The following is an 18,389-nucleotide window of genomic DNA, read 5'->3' as shown; positions in this document are numbered from 1 at the left end:
GCCTTAGTTTGGCGCTATACTATGCCGCGAATGTAAATGACCCGCGCTTTTGGTTCAAGTCGATGGCGCCTCACAAACTGGTAGATTTTCCAATGACCTTTGAAGACCTCGACCTCGACCCACAAATTTTACACGCGGTTGAAGATATGGGCTTAACTAAAGCCACCACAATCCAACAACAAACCATCCCAGCGATGCTAGACGGTCGAGATGTATTAGCCAGTGCCCCCACTGGCACCGGAAAAACCTTGGCATTTTTGCTGCCGGCAATTCAGCATCTGCTGGATTATCCGCGCCGTAAAGCAGGTCCCGGTCGAGTGTTAATTTTAACTCCGACCCGAGAACTCGCAATGCAGGTGGCCGAGCAAGCTCGCCAAGCAACCGCGCATACCAGACTAAGCATCATGGATATTACCGGCGGGGTCAAATATGACGTCCACGCCGAACAGCTCAAGGGCAACATTGATATTGTGATAGCGACTCCTGGCCGTTTAATGGAATACATCACCTACAAAGTATTTGATTGCCAAGCCATTGAAGTCTTGATCCTCGATGAAGCTGATCGCATGTTAGACATGGGTTTCATTAATGACATGGAGACCATCAGCGACGCCACCAGTGAACGTAGCCAAACCGCTTTATTTTCCGCCACCTTAGAAGGTGCCGGGCTGCTACGTTTTGCTGAAAAAGTAATGAGCAATCCTCAGCAGATCGAAGTTGAGCCACCACGCAGAGAACGAGCCAAGATCCAACAGATTGTTCATTTTTGTGATGATGCTGAACACAAATACCAACTATTGCGCCACTACCTATTAAATGAAGACATCGAACGTAGCGTGGTATTTGTAAAAACCCGAGAACGTTTATACGCCTTAGCCGAGCGCCTACAAAGTGATGATATTAAAGCTTCCTATTTACGTGGTGAAATGGCACAAGATAAACGTAATCAAGCAATGCAAGCCTTTCGTGATGGCGAAGTGAAATTCCTGATTGCCACCGATGTTGCAGCACGCGGACTTGATGTCCCTGAAATTAGTCATGTATTTAACTACGACTTGCCACACACCCCAGATGTTTATGTGCACCGAATAGGACGTACTGCGCGTGCAGGCCGCAAAGGGATAGCGATCAACTTAGTCGAGGCGCATGACATGAGCGCCTTAGCCAAGGCCGAACGCTACACCGAAGAGCCGATTAAGCGTCGAGTGATCGAAGGTCTACGCCCCACTCATAAAATATCTGCGGCCCCGGCGAAAAAGAAAAAACCAAAAACCGTTGTCGATAAAAAATTGGCGAAAAAACGCGCTAAAGGGCGCGCAAAAAAACTAGCCAAAAAAGCCAAGTAACCCACGACAACAAAAAAGCCACGCAATGCGTGGCTTTTCATTGTCTCTTCGTTGCTTGTTACTTAGTGATAAACCCGAACTTCAACTCGGCGATTGTCTGCACGGCCAGCTTCAGTTGCATTACTGGCAACTGGTGCCGCAGCCCCTTTACCTTTCTCGATAGTCGTACTGGCGCTTACCCCTGAGGCTCGCAATGCATCGGCAACGTTATTTGCTCGGCGTTGACTCAAAGCCATATTGTAATCGGCATTACCGACACTGTCGGTGTAACCCACTGCATCAATCGTCAGATCGTTAGCCATAATTGTATCGGCGATACAATCCACTTTAGCTTGCTCTGCTTGGCTATATTTATCTTTATTGAAACCAAAAAGAACGTGTTTGAAGCCCATCACTTTATCGCCATCAACCATCACATATTGTTCACAGCCTTCTGGGATCAACACTGCAGCAGCCGCAACCACCGCAACTTGTTCTACAACCACAGCTTCTTCTACAACAGCTTGTTCAACGACGGCCTCTTCAACCGCAGCACAACCGCGTTCATCAACCGCAGTACCGGCGGGGGTATCTGGACATTCATCTTGACTATTAATGACACCATCACCATCTTGATCTGGATTGGCGCAGAACATCGCCCCAGTAATAACGCCACCGACAGCGCCAGCACCACCACCAATCAAGGCACCAAGACCGCCACCAATGGCCGGGCAAATAATCCCAGCATCTCCTTTAGGTGCATTCGAACAACCTGACAATGTTGCAATACCCAGCAATGCCATGACCACTACAATCTTATTTTTCATACTATCTCCATATGGACTTTTTCGACTTCTCTGTCGACAACCTTGAGCAAAAATAAGTTAGCTATTACCAAAAACTGCTCTTCATGGCAGTTATATTCAATATTGGCAGGGCTTTTCCAAGATAACAAGTGAATCAATAAAAACGCCGAAACTCTCGCGATACATAAGCCCTAAGTTTAAAGCAAATTAAGCGTGATCACGTAAGAACGTTAAATGGTTAGCATCGGAACTCGCTTCATCAAAATAGTAACCATCAGCATTAAAAGCACAGAGTTGCTCGAGATTATTAGGCTTTTGTTCCAGCAGATAACGGGCCATTAAACCTCGCGCTTTTTTAGCATAAAAACTAATGATCTTGTACTGACCATTTTTCTGATCTTTAAATACAGGGGTCACCACTCGAGCATTCAGTGATTTGAGTTTTACCGCTTTGAAATACTCGTTGGAGGCTAAGTTTAGCAAAACATTATCTGCTTGCTGTTCCAGGGCTAAATTTAACTGTTCAGTAATTAGCTCTCCCCAGAACTGGTATAAGTTACTACCACGCTCATTCGCCAACTTAATCCCCATTTCCAAACGGTAGGCCATCATCAGATCGAGGGGACGGAGGCACCCATATAGGCCAGATAAGATCCGCAGATGCTGCTGCGCATGATCAAGTTGCGACGCATCTAAACGATAAGCATCTAAACCAGTATAAACATCACCTTTAAAGGCAAAAATTGCCTGCCGAGCGAGGTCTTCCGGTAAATCAGCGGACCACTCTGCAAAGCGTGCCGCATTTAACCCCGCCAACTTATCACTAATTTTCATTAGACTAGCAATCTCCGCAGGACTCAATTGCCGAGCCACCTCAATCAACTTTGCGCTATGCGCTAACATCGCTGGGCGGGTGGCTTTAGTGCAAGGTACTGCTGAACTAAAATCTAAGGTTTTAGCTGGTGAAATAACCGCTAACATAATGCTCCTTTGTCCTAATAATCGACGGTCACACCGTCTAACATTCCGCTGTCTAAGTTATTAGATTTATCACTGCCTTGCAATTTAATCATCAACCTTAAATCATTTGGCGAATCGGCATGCGCAATCGCTTCGGCGTAACCAATTACGCCACTTTCATAGAGATCAAACAGGCTCTGATCGAAGGTCAGCATGCCCTGCTCTCGCGACCGATTCATGAGGTCTTTCAGTTTATGCATATCACCCTTGCGAATAATGTCGGCAGCTAGCGGCGTATTTAACAAGATTTCAAATACGCCACGGCGGCTACTCCCGTCTTTCACCGGAACCAGCTGCTGCGCGACAATCGCTCGCAGGTTAAAAGAAAGATCAAAACACAATTGCCGATGCCGCTCTTCTGGTACTAAATGCATGATTCTATCCAGAGCTTGGTTGGCGTTGTTGGCATGTAAGGTCGCCATACACAGATGACCGGTTTCGGAGAATTGCAGCGCAAATTCCATGGTTTCACGGGTTCGAATTTCACCGATTAAAATAACATCCGGCGCCTGACGCAAAGAGTTCTTCAAGGCCTCTTCAAAAGAAGGGGTATCGATCCCCACTTCACGCTGATTAACAATGCAGCCAGCGTGTTTGTGCATAAATTCCACCGGATCTTCAATGGTTAAAATATGTCCACTTGAATGATGATTGCGGTAATCAATCATACTGGCTTGGGTGGTCGACTTACCCGCACCAGTTGCCCCTACAAATAAGATTAAGCCTCGTTTTGACAAGCCAACTTCCTTCAGAATTGGAGGCAATTGTAGCTGTTCGAAACTGGGGATTTCAGTTTCAATCCGGCGGATCACCATACTCGGCTGTTCACGCTGGAAAAATGCGCTCACCCGATAACGACCCAAACCTTGACGAGCAATCGCAAAGTTAGCTTCGAGCTCCTGCAGAAATGCCTGCAGCTGCGACTCACTCCGAATGCTGGACAACATTGCCATTACCTGTTCAGGCTTCACTGGTTGTTCACTGAGCGGCTGTAAACGCCCACTAATCTTGGCGCTAGGAGGAACGCCTACCGATATATATAAATCGGAGGCCTTGCGCTCCGACATCTCTCGCAATAATTGATCAAGTAACATCGAAGCTCCTAAAAGTTATTGGGATCAGCCGCTTTCGCTTTCGCATCGTTATAAGCCACCAAACCTTGATTGACTAATTCTTTTAAATTTTGATCAAGAGTTTGCATTCCATGGGCCATACCGGTTTGGATCACCGAATACATCTGTGCCACCTTGTCTTCGCGGATCAAGTTCCGAATCGCTGGAATACCAACCATAATCTCGTGGGCAGCCACTCGCCCACCGCCAAGTTTTTTCAGTAGGGTTTGCGCAATGACCGCCCTTAAAGATTCTGATAACATCGAGCGAACCATGTCTTTTTCTGCTGCAGGGAAGACATCAATCACCCGGTCAATGGTTTTCGCCGCCGAGGTGGTATGCAGCGTACCAAACACCAAATGCCCAGTTTCAGCGGCAGTCAGCGCTAAGCGAATGGTTTCTAAATCCCTTAATTCACCGACTAAAATAATGTCTGGATCTTCACGTAGGGCTGAACGTAAGGCATTAGTGAAACTATGGGTATCTCGATGTACTTCACGTTGGTTAATCAAACAATTTTTATTTTTATGGACAAATTCAATGGGGTCTTCAATGGTTAAAATGTGTTCATGACGCTGCTCATTAATATAATCAATCATCGCCGCCAAGGTGGTTGATTTTCCTGAGCCAGTGGGGCCAGTCACCAGCACTAATCCACGCGGGTGTTCAGAAATTTGTCTAAAAATTGCGGGGGCAGCCAGCTGGTCTAAAGTCAGCACCTCTGAGGGAATCGTCCGAAATACCGCCGCCGAGCCTCTACTCTGTTGAAATGCATTCACCCTGAAGCGCGCAATACCGGGAACTTCAAAGGAAAAATCGATTTCCAAGTTTTCCTCATATTCTTTACGCTGCTTATCATTCATGATGTCATAAATTAGACTATGTACCTGTTTATGCTCTAAGGCGGGCAAATTAATCTTTCTGACTTCCCCATCCACTCGAATCATTGGTGGTAATTCCGCAGATAGGTGTAGATCAGACGCGTTATGTTTTACACTAAAGGCTAGTAATTCAGTAACATCCATTTATTCATTTCCCCGATGTTGAGACTATGAGCAGTATTACCCAAGCACTTCAATTTGTTAACCAAGAAATTCAGCAAGCGTTAGCTCAAGCACATCGCCCGCCAAATAGTGTAGCTTTGCTGGCGGTCAGTAAAACCAAACCGCTGAGCGACATTGCTGCAGCCTACCAAGCTGGACAACGCTTATTTGGTGAAAACTATGTCCAAGAAGGCGTCGATAAAATCGTTCAAAGTCGACAACAAACTTGGCTAAAAGATCCGATAGAGTGGCACTTTATTGGCCCCTTACAATCAAATAAGACTCGCTTGGTTGCAGAACACTTCGACTGGATGCAAACCCTAGCGCGGGACAAAATAGCCGAGCGCCTGAATGCACAACGTCCCAACAAAATGGCACCGCTTCAAGTGTGCTTACAAGTTAATATTAGTCAAGAATCGGCAAAATCGGGACTAAGCCTCACGCAAGTGGATGAGTTGGCAGCTTATGTTGCCAGCTTACCCAATTTGACTTTACGAGGCTTAATGGCCATTCCGCAGAAACTCGATAATGATCAGCGACTAGACCAACAATTTAAAGCAATGGCTGAAAAGTTTTCTCAACTACAGCAGCAATATGCTAGTGTCGATACCCTTTCCATGGGCATGAGTGGCGACATGCAAGATGCGATTAACCATGGCAGTACCATGGTACGTATAGGCAGTGCTATATTTGGCCAGCGTGGCTAAACAACAAGGAACAACAACATGACAGTTCGAATTGCGTTTATCGGTGGCGGCAACATGGCCAGTAGTTTAATTGGCGGCCTGATCGCTAATGGCACCGACGCAAGTAATATCACCGCCAGTGACCCAAACCTTGAACAACAGCAGAAGCTGCAACAAGAGTTTGCGATACCAGTGACCGACAATAATGCACAAGCCACCGCCCAAAGTGATGTAATTGTTTTAGCGGTAAAACCACAGCTCATGGCCGTCGTTTGTGAAGATCTGGCCAAACAAAGCGGCGATTTATCCAACAAACTATTTATCTCCATCGCGGCGGGTATCAGTATCGCACGTTTAAAAAACCTACTCGGTGAAAAAACCGCCATTGTAAGAACCATGCCGAATACACCAGCCTTAGTGGGCCGAGGCATGACTGGACTGTATGCTCCTAGCGATGTAAGCGCCCAACAAAGCGCAGCAGCAGAGCAACTGATGCAAGCGGTTGGTGAGACTTGCTGGGTACAACAAGAAGATCAAATTAACCACATTATTGCCGCAGCTGGTAGTGCACCTGCTTATTTTTTCTTGTTCATGGAAGCCATGCAACAACATGCCGAACACTTAGGTTTTAGTCCTGAGCAGGCGCGCCAATTGGTGCAACAATCGGCTTTAGGTAGCGCTGAACTGGTAGCGGCTAATCCAGACCTTGATTTAACGACCCTTCGGGCCAATGTTACATCTAAGGGAGGCACGACTGCCGAAGCCATTCGCGTGTTTGAAGAACAGCAATTACCGCGTATCGTCGGTCAAGCCATGGACGCCGCCATTGCGCGTGGGCGTGAAATGGAAAGTTTGTTTTAATTAATCAGAGGATCTTATGCAAGCGTTTAGTTATTTAATTGAAGTTGTATTCAACCTCTACCTGATGGTGGTATTGCTGCGAGTTTGGCTACAAATGGCTCGTGCTGATTTTTATAACCCATTGAGCCAGTTTATTGTTAAAGCCACCAACCCTATCGTGGTCCCCATCCGTCGAATTATTCCCGGATTTGCTGGTGTTGATTGGGCAGCAGTATTATTGGCAATATTTGTTGCCGCAGTGAAATGGGCTCTTTTGATGCAAATGTCTGGCGGGATTAGCTGGCCGCAACTGCCACTAATTGCGCTACTCAATACTCTGAAAGAAGCCGGTTATATGATCTTTTGGGTGCTGCTACTCCGCGCGATTTTAAGTTGGGTGAGCCAAGGTCGTAGCCCGGTAGAATATGTACTAGGGCAACTCACAGAACCGATGCTCTCGCCCATTCGCCGGATTATTCCAGCAATCGGCGGACTCGATCTCTCGGTCTTAGTCTTGTTTGTTGCCTTGAACTTTTTAAACTTATTGATTAGTGGTTGGATCCCGCTTTGGAGCCTGCTGTAAATGCCAGCAGTGTCGATGGAAGGCGTAAACCTGCGTTTGCAGGTTTACGTGCAACCCAAAGCGAGTCGCGATGCCATCGTCGGTCTACATGGCGAAGAACTTAAAATCGCCATTACGGCCCCCCCTATCGATGGTAAAGCCAACCAGCACCTGAGTAAATTTATTGCCAAGCAATGCAAGGTGGCGAAGTCGCAAGTAAGCATTATTCGCGGTGATTTGGGCCGACACAAAACCATTGAAGTAACATCGCCACAAATTATTCCTGAAATAATTGCCAACTTAATGTAAGCAATGACCCACATTTTATTTCTATACTAAAACCAAAGTTTTTTAAAAGGTTAGCATCATGCGTAAGTATCTATTGTTTAGCTTTGTCAGTAGCCTGCTACTGTTTGCCTTTCCCAGCCAGGCTGAACAAAAAGTCTTGTTAGGTGACTATGAAGTCCACTATATGGCCCTAAACTCCACTTTTATTCCCGCCGAAGTCGCCAAGGTGTACCAACTGGAACGTAGTCGCTACAAAGGCCTAATTAACATCACAGTGTTAGATGCAAAAGCAAAAGGGAAGCCAGCTCTAGCGGTCAAAATATCGGGAACCGCGCAAAACTTAATTGGCAATCAAAATCAATTAGAATTCCAAGAAGTTCGTGAAGGCGATTCAGTCTACTACCTTGCGCAACTGCGTTTTAGCAACGAGGAAACCTTTCGCTTTGAGATCTTGATTAGTGAAGGCCCTAAACAGCAGCGGCTTAAATTCAATCATAAATTTTATGTAGAATAAGCCAATATCGATCAAGCAGGCGATTAGGGCTTTTGGCAAGCAAGCCCTTCGATTACACTTAGGCTCACATCGACACAGACAAAGGTTTCCCATGCAAAAAGTTGTCTTGGCCACCGGTAACCCCGGTAAAGTTGCCGAACTTTCCGAGTTACTCAAACCCTTACAAAAACAAATTGTGGCGCAAAGTGAATTTGCCATTGTGGACGCCGAAGAAACCGGCACCACCTTTGTAGAAAATGCCATTATTAAAGCTCGCCATGCGGCAAAAATCACCGGTTTACCCGCTATTGCCGATGACTCTGGTTTAGCAGTGGATTATCTTAATGGTGCGCCGGGACTATATTCTTCACGTTATGCTGGCAGCAACGCCAGTGATCACGACAACGTACTAAAATTACTCGCAGCACTAAAAGACGTGCCCGAGTCGCAACGCGGTGCAGAGTTTCACTGCGTATTGGTGTATTTACGCCATGCCGATGACCCAGCCCCGCTGATTTGTCATGGTAAATGGCGCGGCCAAATCACCGAGCAGATCCACGGTGAAGGCGGCTTCGGTTATGATCCGGTATTTTGGGTTGCCGAACACCAGTCCACCTCCGCCCAGCTCAGCAAGGCAGAGAAAAACGCCTTAAGTCACCGAGGCCAAGCCCTTAGAGAATTATTAGCACAGCTTAATCATTGCGTATGTTAAGTCTTGCGCCGCCATTAAGTCTGTATGTTCACATCCCTTGGTGTGTTCAAAAATGCCCCTATTGTGACTTCAACTCCCATGGCTTAAAGCAAGACTTACCAGAAGCAGCATACATCAGTGCGCTTCTGGCTGACCTTGAACAAGACTTAGCACGTTTCCCCACACTACAAGGGCGCCCCTTACACAGTATCTTTATTGGTGGCGGCACACCAAGCCTGCTGTCTGCCGAAGCGATTGCGCGCTTGCTGCAGGGAATCAAGCAACATTTGCAGCTTGAGCCCGACACCGAAGTCACCATGGAGGCCAACCCGGGCACCGCCGAAGCAGACCGCTTTAAAGGCTACTTTCAAGCGGGCGTGAATCGTTTGTCGATTGGCGTACAAAGCTTTCAACAAAGCCATTTAAGCAAACTGGGACGGATCCACAGCGGCGAAGAGGCGCTGCGGGCCTTCGAATATGCGCAGCAAGCTGGCTTTAAACGGATCAACCTCGATTTAATGCATGGCCTGCCTAAGCAAAGCCTTGAGCAAGCGATGCAAGATCTACAGCAAGCCTTTGCGCTTGGCCCCAGCCACCTGTCCTGGTATCAACTCACCATTGAGGCCAATACCGCCTTTGCATCACGACCGCCCGCCTTACCCAACGAAGATCTGTTGTGGGATATTTTCGAGCAGGGACAGCAGCAATTAGCTCAGGCTGGCTATGCACAATACGAAGTGTCGGCCTATTGCCGCGATGGAGATCGCTCACAACACAACCTCAACTACTGGCGCTTTGGCGATTACTTAGGTATTGGTTGCGGAGCGCACGGCAAAATCACTGATTTGCAGACTCAGCATTTATTCAGAACCGAGAAGCTAAAACACCCGAAAGGCTACTTAGATCCGCAGCGGGAATTTCTCTATAAACAATGGCCAGTGGCAAACCAAGATTTAGCCTTTGAGTACTTCTTAAATCGGCTGCGCCTGTTTGAAGCCATCCCGAAAAGCGAGTTTGTGAACTTAACAGGCTTAAGTTTAAGCGCGTTGGAAAACGCACTCGACAGTGCCAAGCAACAAACCTTGCTGGAAGAAAATGCCACCAGCTGGCAGGTCACAAAAAAAGGCCGTTTATTTCTAAACGACCTACTGAATTGCTTTACCGATTAAATTAGGCTTTAGGCTTCGCGAGCGAAGATCAAATCCCACACCCCGTGGCCTAAACGATGGCCGCGGTTTTCAAACTTGGTTAAGGGACGCCAATCCGGACGCGGTACATAATCGTTAGTTTCAGAAGTATTGCGATAGCCTGGCGCCGCCTGCATCACTTCTAACATATGCTCGGCGTAATGCTGCCAGTCGGTCGCCATATGAAATACACCGCCAATTTTGAGCTTATTACGCAGCAATTCAACAAATTCTGGCTGAACAATGCGCCGTTTGTGATGACGTGATTTATGCCAAGGATCGGGAAAGAACAGTTGCACCGTATCGAGGCTGTTGTCTGGAATACTATCGTTTAAAACTTCTACTGCATCGTGTTCAAAGACCCGCAGATTGTCGATCTGCGCATCCACCGCATCGGCCAAACAAGCACCCACCCCAGGGCGATGCACTTCAATGCCAATAAAATTAGTCTCAGGTGCATGCTTCGCCATCTCCACCAAAGAGGCGCCCATACCAAAACCAATTTCGAGTACAGTTTTCGCATCGCGACCAAATACCTGCGCCAGCGAATAGTTTGCGGCCTGATGATCCAGACCCAAGGTTGGCCAAAACTCGGTGAGCGCATTTTCCTGGCGCTTGGTTAAACGACCTTCTCGTTTTACAAAGCTACGAATTTTACGAAGTCGTTTGTCTTCGGCTTGCTCTTGAGGGGCCTCAGGAGCCGGGTTTTGATCTTGCTCACTCATGATAATTCCAGACTAAGAAATTGCAGGGACGTTCTAAATGTAGAACAGGGCTGGCATTATCCAAAGTTCTGGCCTTTGTGCAAGCTTTGCCCATTGAAAAACTCAAGTCGACTGAATTTTGAAAAGGCTAAATCAAGGCACCCGGTGGCATTTATCTAAGGAAGATAAAAGTATACTCAGCTCAGATTTATACCAGTGGCGTGAAAACTTCTAACTAACTGTGTCAAACGCTGGGGATCAATCGCCTTGCAAATTTGCCCCGCAGGTTGTTTAAAGGTTGGTACGTCTTCAGCAGCAACCATCGCATTAATCACCGACTCTTCGATTGCTTCGACACTGGCCAGATAAAAATCATCAAAAACCTCATCGTTTAAACAATGCATGGTGCGCATGGGCCCGGATAATTGCGGCATTTCTTGTTGATTTGCGGTGCTAAAGGCAAGAAAAATATCCCCCGAATTGTTTCCTCCCGGAGAACCATTGCGACCAATGCCAATCGCCGCCCGCTTCGCCATCCGCTTCAGCTGATGCGGTAACATCGGTGCATCGGTTGCCAAAATCACGATAATTGAGCCCTGCTCATGCTTGCTATGGATCCGATCTTCGGTCATCACTTTACCTAATGGCGCACCGAGTACATTAAACCAAGGACGAATGCCATGATTTGCCTGCACTAAAGCGGCTACCGTGTAAGTCTGCCCATCCACTTCGACCAAACGCGACGATGTTCCGGTGCCGCCTTTGAAATCATAGGCAATCATTCCGGTTCCCCCACCAACATTTCCTTCGGCAATTTTTCCAGCCGCGGCATTATTCAAAGCAGCCAGCGCATCCTGTTCGGTAATATGCAGCGCATTAATATCATTCAAAATACCATCAAAGGTTTCGGCGACAACCGGCATTGCCCATAGGTGATGCCCCTGCCACACCGCTTGATACTGCTGAATCATCCACTTCACCGCCGCATGGTGGGTCATCCCCACACCATGCGAATTGGTAATCATAATCGGACCCGTGAAGTAACCTCCATCTTGGATCCAGTGAGTCCCGGTCATTTCACCATTCCCGTTTAAGGCATACATGCCAGCCCATACAGGCCTTGGAGTATGACTTCGCCCATGTGGCAAGATAGCCGTAACCCCGGTGCATGCCGGAGAGAGGGGCTGTTCGTTTCTGATGGTTTGATAACCAACTAAAACGCCTGCAACATCGGTAATCGCATTGTTGGGGCCAGTACGTCCAGGAAAGGGAAGACCTAACTCTCTTGCTCGTCGTTTAGACATCATATTGCCCATACTCTCCTTAATCACTTGAGTTCTTAGATTTGAAATAAATACCGATCGAGGCGATGGCAACAGAAAACAACAGCATCAAAGTAGCAATGGCGTTAATTTCGGGTTTAATCCCGCGACGGATCATACCTAAGATAAATACCGGTAAAGTCGTGGAGTCCACCCCACTAATAAAATAAGTAATCACCAAATCGTCCATCGAAATAATGAAACTAAGCATGGCACCGCCAATAACACCCGGTAAGATGAGAGGTAAGGTGATACGGCGAAAAGTTTGCCATTCATTTGCCCCCAGATCGGCAGAGGCCGACTCTATCTTCGGATCCATGCCAGCTAAGCGAGCGCTTACGACCACAAACACATAGCTGCTCAAAAAGGTACAATGGCCAATAATAATCGTCGTATTGCCGAGCGTGAAACCAGCACCAACGAAGAAAATCAGCAACGCAATGCCTAATACAATGTCAGGCATCACCATCGGAACAAATAACAGTAACCGGTAAAAGCCTTGTAATTTAAAACGAAAACGTGAAATGGCGATGGCTGCGCTAGTCCCCAATAGGGTCGCGATCAATGTGGCGCTACAAGCCACTTGTAAACTATTTTTCAGGGCATTCAATAATTGTGCGGTTGAATTCACATAGCTATTTGAATCCGCTAAGTGGGTCTGCGCGCCAAAAATACTGCGATACCAATCAAAGGTAAAGCCGTCCCAAATCATGATATTAATCGGATTTGAGTTAAATGAATAAATCACAATAAGCAGCACGGGGGCATACAAAAATACAAAGAAGAACGTACTATATACAGATAATAAACGGCCTAATGCAGTTTGCTTCTTCATCATCAGTTCCTAAGGTTGCTGTACTTTTTTGGCGGAGACAAACAAATAAAACGACAGAATGGCCAGCATCAAGAAGATAATCACCATCGACAAGGTGGCGCCAAAGGGCCAATTGCGAGCATATAAAAACTGTTGCTCCACCATGTTACCAATCATCATCACCTTGGCGCCGCCCAATAAGTCAGGCACCACAAAATTACCGAGACTAGGAATAAAGACCAAGATAGAACCTGCGACAATCCCGGGAATGGTCATCGGAAGGACCACTCGTCGAAAGGTGGTAAATGGGGTCGCTCCTAAATCTTGGGATGCTTGCAACAAGCTCATGTCTAGTTTTTCAACACTGGAATAAATCGGTAAAAACATAAATGGAATAAAGATATACACCATGCCAATGATGACCGCGGTGCCTGAAAACATCAGATTTAAGGGCTCAGTAATAATGCCCGCCGCCTGTAAGAACTGATTGGCAAAACCGGAATTACGCAAAATCAGTACCCAGGCATATAACCTAACCACCATACTTGCAAAAAATGGCAAAGTAATAAGGAAGATAAAAAACGACTTCTGTTTTGCCGTTAAAGTAGCGACCCAAAAAGCAACGGGATAACAAATCACCAGGGTGCAAATCACCGTTGCACTCGCGAGCCCAATCGAACGTAATAAGATCTCAAGGTAAACCGAGTCAAACTCTTCATAAACACCATCGGCCCAGCCAAAAACCCGACCGTAATTCCAATGATAAAAATTCCACTCCACGCCCCCATACAGGCCCGGTTCCAAGAAGCTATAGAGCAACATAATACCGAGTGGGATCAGAAAAAATATCCCAAGAAACAAAGTCGTTGGAGCCAGCAAACCAGCTAACATCAGCCGCTGGCGTGCTCGAATAAACACACTCATGGCTTACTCCCAACGGCTGATTCAGGAATGGTATGCACTGCCTTGGGCTGATAATAAAGCTCAACTTGATCACCTTCTGCCAAAGGAGTGGCATGTTGGCGCACTAAGGCCGATAACTGAAAGCCATTCGACAAGTGCCCATGCAATTGATAATCGCTGCCAATAAATACCACTTGATCAAGGGTCATGCTTAAACTCGCAAGCTGTTGCGAATCAAGAGGTGGCGTTAGCGACATTTGCTCGGGACGAAGCAATAAGGTCATCGGTTGGCCTAACGATGCCTCAGCGTCTGTACTGTGGATTCGCAAGCCACCACAATCAACTTGAATGCCCAGCTGGTCTTGCTCGACTACTTTTCCAGTAAAGATATTACTTTCACCAATGAAGCTCGCCACAAAGTTATTTTTCGGGCGATGGTATATCTCATCTGGCGTACCAACCTGCTGAACCTTACCACCGTTCAACACCACAATACGGTCAGACATGGTCAAGGCCTCTTCTTGGTCATGGGTGACAAAAATAAAGCAGATCCCTAATTCTGTTTGTAGATTTTTTAATTCAATTTGCATTTTTAAACGCAAGTTTTTATCTAAGGCTGACAAGGGTTCATCTAACAACAGTAACTTAGGACGGTTAATGATGGCTCGAGCTAAGGCGACTCGCTGCTGCTGGCCACCAGACAGTTGTGCAGGATTACGTTTTTCGATCCCAGCTAAACCCACCATCTCCAAGGCCTCTGCCACACGTCGGTTTCGCTCGGTTTTTGCCACCTTTGCGACATCCAAACCATAACCCACATTGTCTCCCACCGACAGATGAGGAAATAAAGCATAGGACTGAAACACGGTATTCACCGGCCGCTTGTGCGCAGGCTTGCCAATAATCGATTGACCATCCAGCAGAATATCGCCACTGTCGATCTCTTCGAAACCAGCCACTATTTTCAATAAGGTCGTTTTCCCACACCCAGAAGGACCAAGCAAGGTGATAAATTCACTCTGGGCAATAGACAAATCCACCGAATCCAAAGCATGTATCACTCCCCCTTCGGGCGTAATGAACTGACGATGAGCGCGACGAATTCGGACATATTCAGGGACTGGTACCGCAGTAGACATAAACAACCTCAAAAAATAAGAAAAGCGGGCAAGCCCGCATGCTGCAAACGATTAAGAAGAAGTACGGATTTTGGTCCAAGCTCTGTCATACAACTTAATGCCTTTACCTAATTCCTTAAACATTTGTAGTTTGGCTCTCACCGAAGCCGGTGGGTTAATACTCGGATTATTACGTAAATAGTCAGGCAACAATTCAATCGCATCTTTGTTCATCGTGCCGTTGGTTTGCTGCTTGGCATTTAAGGCGGCAATTTCAGGCTGGGTAAAAAATTCTAAGAATTTTTGGGCGTTCGCTTTATTCGGAGCACTTTTAAGCACACACATATTCTCTTGGTATTTGGTCGCACCTTCCTCGGGGATCACATACGCCAGCTCATCGGGATTCTCAAATACATATAACATTGCCCCGACATACCATTGAGCAGCAGCAATATCACCGGATTGCACCATCGGAATGCTGTCATAAGTAAAGGCTGAAATATTACCTTTTTGTTGAATGATATAGTCTTGCGCTACTTTTAAATCATCTCGGTCAGTACTATTGACACTTTTACCATGAGTGATCAAACCTACACTAATAACTTCGCGCATCTCATCCAACATGGCGATATTTTTACCTTGTTTGGGTAACGCGAAGAAATCATCCCAAGAATTCAGCTCTGGAACCAACTTCTTGTTATAGAGGATCCCCACGGTACCCCAAGCGTAAGGCAAGCAGTATTCTCCTTTGGGGTCAGATTCTGCGGTAAGAAAAGCGCTATCGATATGCTTAAAACCCGAGTACTGATTAATATAAGTTTTTTCGAGTAAATGAAGCTGCGCCATAATGTCTTGCATGTGTACCGAAGGAAACACAATATCGTAGCCCGTCGCACCGGCCTGTAATTTAGCGAGCAACTCTTCATTAGAAGAATAAGTGTCTAACTTCACTTTAATTCCAGTCGATTCAGTAAAGCGGCTGAGCACCTCTGGGTTGATATATTCTCCCCAGTTGTAAAGGTTTAAGGTCTCTTCTGCCGACGCAACTTGGGAATAGCTAAAAGCAGAGCATGCGAGACTTGTCGCAAGCAAAGCCGTTTTCAGCATATGACCTCTTTTTCTAGAAATTGAACAGTTCATGAGCTCACCTTTGTTGATTGAAAAACAGTTAATTTGTTTATAAAAACACCACACCTTCATTCTATGGTTAGGCATGATTATTTCAATATCAATATATGTTAGATTCGTAACATATTATTTTATTTTAAAAATCAATATTTTATAAAAACCACTCTCTAGCAAGCACTGTTCAACTGTATATTTATGCACTAACTTGGATATATCGGCCTTGGTTTCGCACAGAGATGATGCAATAAATTGTTAATGACACAGGAGACAATATTTTGAAAAATACTTTTTCTTCAAAACCCGAGTTTATCGCCAACAACACCGCTCAAAAAATACAAGCTTTAATCCCTAAAGCCACCAAGTCAGAAGCGAGAGTCGCACAATTCATTCTATTAAACCTAGACCGAATCAGTTACGAGACTGGGGCTTCCATCGCCGAGAAAGCAGCCGTGAGCCAAATTACCGTGAGTCGTTTTCTAAAGCGGGCTGGCTATCAAGGGATCGCATCCCTCAAGGAAGCCTTGCAAAAAGAAGTGATCCCGATACAAGAAAGTGACAACCAACGCCTACCCGTTGACTCTTTTTACCGAGAAAATTTCAAACATGAGCTGCAAGCAATGATGCGTTTATATGAGCAATTTGAAACTGAACATTGGCAAAGCCTAGTTGCTTGCGTGAGTGCTGCCAGCAAAGTTTATGTTTCCGGGTTTCAATCTATACGCGGCGCAGCGGAAGATTTTAGTCGTCGCTTATCTTTGGCTCGTGACTCGGTGCAATACCTTTCACCTCACGATAGTATGCTGGCAGAATGGCTTGCAGAGGTGCCGCACTCCCAACAAGGCTACCATGCTTTAGTGATTTTAGATGTGGTGCCTTACGCAGCAGAAAGTCGCAAACTCTGTGAAGAAGCTCAAAGAGAAGGGATCCAAATTGTCATCATCACCGATGAGTTTTGCCATTGGGCAGTTGAATATGGAGCCCATATTATTTATTCAAAATCTAAATCTGGGTTATTTTTAGAATCCACTTGGGGAATAGTGCTCACCACCAATATGCTGGTAGATGCGGTCGCTAAGCGCTCCCCCAATAGTGAACAGCGGATCAAACGCTGGCAGGAAATCGCCAAACGTTTAGATTTTTTTTAGCCGATTGAGTGTGCGCTTGAGCACGACCTCACTCTAGAGCCCCATTAACGGCCTTCCTCTGAGCAACACAAACAACTGTTACTGAAGATGCGGCCCGACTGGCTTAAACACAAACCTAAGACTCATCGGAGCATCAAGCACATCATATCTCTAATCTCATCCCGCGAGAGTCGGAGCAGCCCAGGCGCAAGCACTTCCACAAAATGGGACAAACCTTCCGCTGACGAGCATAGACGAACAAGACAATGCTCGCAGCGAGGTCTGAATTCTAAGATATCCACTCCTTTCATTTTCGAACACGCGTTCTCAATTAAACAAAGCGCTGGTCGGAACGCTTATTAACAATCTCTTGCTCGCTAGCTTGCAGCCAACCCGAGCGGCTCTGTGCTACCGCATCAAACTTGGCAATATAGGGTTTAATATCCAATAAGGGCGTGCCATCGAGGATATCGATGCCCTGTACATAGACCCGATTGCCCACCACCTGACTCACCTCAAGCACCGACATACCAATGTGATTAGGTCGTAGCGGTGAGCGAGTAGAAAACACCCCGCGGGGCTGAGTATCCATGAAAGGCGTCACCCGCAACTCGGTGCGAATGGCTTTGTGAAAGTGATAAATCAGGTAAATATGCGAGAATCCTTCCAGATCGGCCAGCCCCTCGGCGTATTGCGGGTCTAACACGATCTCACCTTTGACCTCACTCGCCCCCTTGGGTTGGATCGGCATATCTTCTAAACACTGGTAGGGAGAATGGATCACCCCGATGGATTGGATCTGCGGCATCAGCTGACTTCCTTTTATTCGCTAATAACTTGATAAACAATCACCATACGCTCAAGCAAGCACTTGTTCCAGCACGCACGCCAATTGAAGCGAGGCGACATTGGCCCCGCTCTGAAAGCGATCGCTCAAGAATCCTCAGCCCCGTTTTATATTAATTGCTCCTCGACCAGCAAATGCCCCCGTTGAACAAAGCCGGGATTGAAGGCTCATTTTCTCAAGCCAACAATCAATCCTGCTAAACATCAGTCACGAATAGCCTAAGCGCTTACTATCGACCGCCATTCAAGCATCCGCAAGGCTGGACCAGCACATTATTTTTTGGTTTCAAGCATAAGAAAATTAAAGTATTTTTGTGCATTTATGCAGGCTGGTGTTGTAAGATTTGTCGTTCGCATATCCCATCCTGAGTGGCGCT

The 18,389-nt window shown here is 46.4% G+C and carries 20 protein-coding genes; 9 read left to right on the top strand and 11 right to left on the bottom strand.

Going from position 1 to position 18,389, the window contains the following annotated elements; translation table 11 throughout:
• Nucleotides 1-92: 92 nt before the first annotated feature.
• A complete protein-coding gene (gene srmB / locus ACRRS1_RS04435) occupies nt 93-1,346 on the top strand; it encodes an ATP-dependent RNA helicase SrmB (protein ID WP_432456097.1) in 1,254 nt (417 codons plus the stop codon).
• Nucleotides 1,347-1,408: 62 nt separating this feature from the next.
• Here srmB and ACRRS1_RS04430 read toward each other — a convergent pair whose 3' ends face one another.
• The 4 genes from ACRRS1_RS04430 to ACRRS1_RS04415 form a co-directional block, all read right to left on the bottom strand.
• Nucleotides 1,409-2,152 carry an OmpA family protein gene (locus ACRRS1_RS04430; RefSeq protein WP_432468297.1) on the bottom strand — a complete coding sequence of 248 codons (744 nt, stop codon included), beginning with the start codon at nt 2,150-2,152 and terminating at the stop codon, nt 1,409-1,411.
• A gap of 186 nt (nt 2,153-2,338) precedes the next feature.
• The gene (yaaA, locus tag ACRRS1_RS04425) at nt 2,339-3,112 is read right to left on the bottom strand and encodes a peroxide stress protein YaaA (RefSeq protein ID WP_432454344.1); all 774 of its coding nucleotides are present in this window, start codon (nt 3,110-3,112) and stop codon (nt 2,339-2,341) included.
• Between the two features lie 14 nt (nt 3,113-3,126).
• Nucleotides 3,127-4,245 (bottom strand): PilT/PilU family type 4a pilus ATPase, encoded by a 1,119-nt coding sequence (locus ACRRS1_RS04420; RefSeq protein ID WP_432454345.1) that lies wholly within the window; start codon nt 4,243-4,245, stop codon nt 3,127-3,129.
• Between the two features lie 8 nt (nt 4,246-4,253).
• Nucleotides 4,254-5,288 carry a type IV pilus twitching motility protein PilT gene (locus ACRRS1_RS04415; protein ID WP_432454346.1) on the bottom strand — a complete coding sequence of 345 codons (1,035 nt, stop codon included), beginning with the start codon at nt 5,286-5,288 and terminating at the stop codon, nt 4,254-4,256.
• Between the two features lie 26 nt (nt 5,289-5,314).
• Here ACRRS1_RS04415 and ACRRS1_RS04410 point away from each other — a divergent pair, with 26 nt between their 5' ends.
• The 7 genes from ACRRS1_RS04410 to hemW all read left to right on the top strand — a co-directional run bounded on the left by ACRRS1_RS04410 (nt 5,315) and on the right by hemW (nt 10,035).
• Entirely contained in the window at nt 5,315-6,013 is a 699-nt protein-coding gene (locus tag ACRRS1_RS04410; protein ID WP_432454348.1) for a YggS family pyridoxal phosphate-dependent enzyme, read from the top strand.
• Between the two features lie 18 nt (nt 6,014-6,031).
• Nucleotides 6,032-6,853, top strand: coding sequence for a pyrroline-5-carboxylate reductase (gene proC / locus ACRRS1_RS04405; protein WP_432461029.1), 822 nt, complete (start codon nt 6,032-6,034; stop codon nt 6,851-6,853).
• A 16-nt stretch (nt 6,854-6,869) separates the two neighbouring features.
• Nucleotides 6,870-7,415 (top strand): YggT family protein, encoded by a 546-nt coding sequence (locus ACRRS1_RS04400; protein ID WP_432468299.1) that lies wholly within the window; start codon nt 6,870-6,872, stop codon nt 7,413-7,415.
• Entirely contained in the window at nt 7,416-7,703 is a 288-nt protein-coding gene (gene yggU, locus ACRRS1_RS04395; protein ID WP_432454352.1) for a DUF167 family protein YggU, read from the top strand.
• 58 nt (nt 7,704-7,761) lie between these two features.
• A complete protein-coding gene (locus tag ACRRS1_RS04390) occupies nt 7,762-8,196 on the top strand; it encodes a DUF4426 domain-containing protein (protein ID WP_432468300.1) in 435 nt (144 codons plus the stop codon).
• A 91-nt stretch (nt 8,197-8,287) separates the two neighbouring features.
• The gene (rdgB, locus tag ACRRS1_RS04385; RefSeq protein ID WP_432454355.1) at nt 8,288-8,887 is read left to right on the top strand and encodes an RdgB/HAM1 family non-canonical purine NTP pyrophosphatase; all 600 of its coding nucleotides are present in this window, start codon (nt 8,288-8,290) and stop codon (nt 8,885-8,887) included.
• Nucleotides 8,881-10,035 carry a radical SAM family heme chaperone HemW gene (hemW, locus tag ACRRS1_RS04380; RefSeq protein ID WP_432461027.1) on the top strand — a complete coding sequence of 385 codons (1,155 nt, stop codon included), beginning with the start codon at nt 8,881-8,883 and terminating at the stop codon, nt 10,033-10,035. Before rdgB ends, hemW begins: the two co-directional genes overlap by 7 nt.
• 8 nt (nt 10,036-10,043) lie before the next feature.
• On the opposite strand, the gene trmB is transcribed toward hemW, so the two are convergent.
• The 6 genes from trmB to ACRRS1_RS04350 all read right to left on the bottom strand — a co-directional run bounded on the left by trmB (nt 10,044) and on the right by ACRRS1_RS04350 (nt 16,054).
• On the bottom strand, nt 10,044-10,778 hold the full coding sequence (gene trmB, locus ACRRS1_RS04375) for a tRNA (guanosine(46)-N7)-methyltransferase TrmB (protein WP_432454358.1): 735 nt from the start codon (nt 10,776-10,778) through the stop codon (nt 10,044-10,046).
• A 176-nt stretch (nt 10,779-10,954) separates the two neighbouring features.
• Nucleotides 10,955-12,064, bottom strand: coding sequence for a P1 family peptidase (locus tag ACRRS1_RS04370; RefSeq protein ID WP_432454359.1), 1,110 nt, complete (start codon nt 12,062-12,064; stop codon nt 10,955-10,957).
• Between the two features lie 16 nt (nt 12,065-12,080).
• Nucleotides 12,081-12,917, bottom strand: coding sequence for an ABC transporter permease (locus ACRRS1_RS04365; RefSeq protein ID WP_432461025.1), 837 nt, complete (start codon nt 12,915-12,917; stop codon nt 12,081-12,083).
• A 6-nt stretch (nt 12,918-12,923) separates the two neighbouring features.
• A complete protein-coding gene (locus tag ACRRS1_RS04360) occupies nt 12,924-13,817 on the bottom strand; it encodes an ABC transporter permease (protein WP_432454361.1) in 894 nt (297 codons plus the stop codon).
• On the bottom strand, nt 13,814-14,935 hold the full coding sequence (locus ACRRS1_RS04355; RefSeq protein WP_432468301.1) for an ABC transporter ATP-binding protein: 1,122 nt from the start codon (nt 14,933-14,935) through the stop codon (nt 13,814-13,816). Before ACRRS1_RS04355 ends, ACRRS1_RS04360 begins: the two co-directional genes overlap by 4 nt.
• A gap of 51 nt (nt 14,936-14,986) precedes the next feature.
• Nucleotides 14,987-16,054 (bottom strand): polyamine ABC transporter substrate-binding protein, encoded by a 1,068-nt coding sequence (locus ACRRS1_RS04350; protein WP_432468302.1) that lies wholly within the window; start codon nt 16,052-16,054, stop codon nt 14,987-14,989.
• A gap of 263 nt (nt 16,055-16,317) precedes the next feature.
• On the opposite strand from ACRRS1_RS04350, the gene ACRRS1_RS04345 reads away from it, so the two are divergent.
• Nucleotides 16,318-17,187 carry a MurR/RpiR family transcriptional regulator gene (locus ACRRS1_RS04345; RefSeq protein ID WP_432454364.1) on the top strand — a complete coding sequence of 290 codons (870 nt, stop codon included), beginning with the start codon at nt 16,318-16,320 and terminating at the stop codon, nt 17,185-17,187.
• 310 nt (nt 17,188-17,497) lie between these two features.
• Here the strand turns inward: ACRRS1_RS04345 and tsaA are convergent, their stop codons facing one another.
• On the bottom strand, nt 17,498-17,974 hold the full coding sequence (gene tsaA, locus ACRRS1_RS04340) for a tRNA (N6-threonylcarbamoyladenosine(37)-N6)-methyltransferase TrmO (protein WP_432468303.1): 477 nt from the start codon (nt 17,972-17,974) through the stop codon (nt 17,498-17,500).
• Nucleotides 17,975-18,389 lie beyond the last annotated feature (415 nt).

Origin of the sequence: Agarivorans sp. Z349TD_8 (genome assembly GCF_050870825.2) — a bacterium.
GTDB lineage: Bacteria > Pseudomonadota > Gammaproteobacteria > Enterobacterales > Celerinatantimonadaceae > Agarivorans.
The sequence above is the reverse complement of the archived record's forward strand: the minus strand, read 5'-3'. Positions and strand labels throughout refer to the sequence as shown.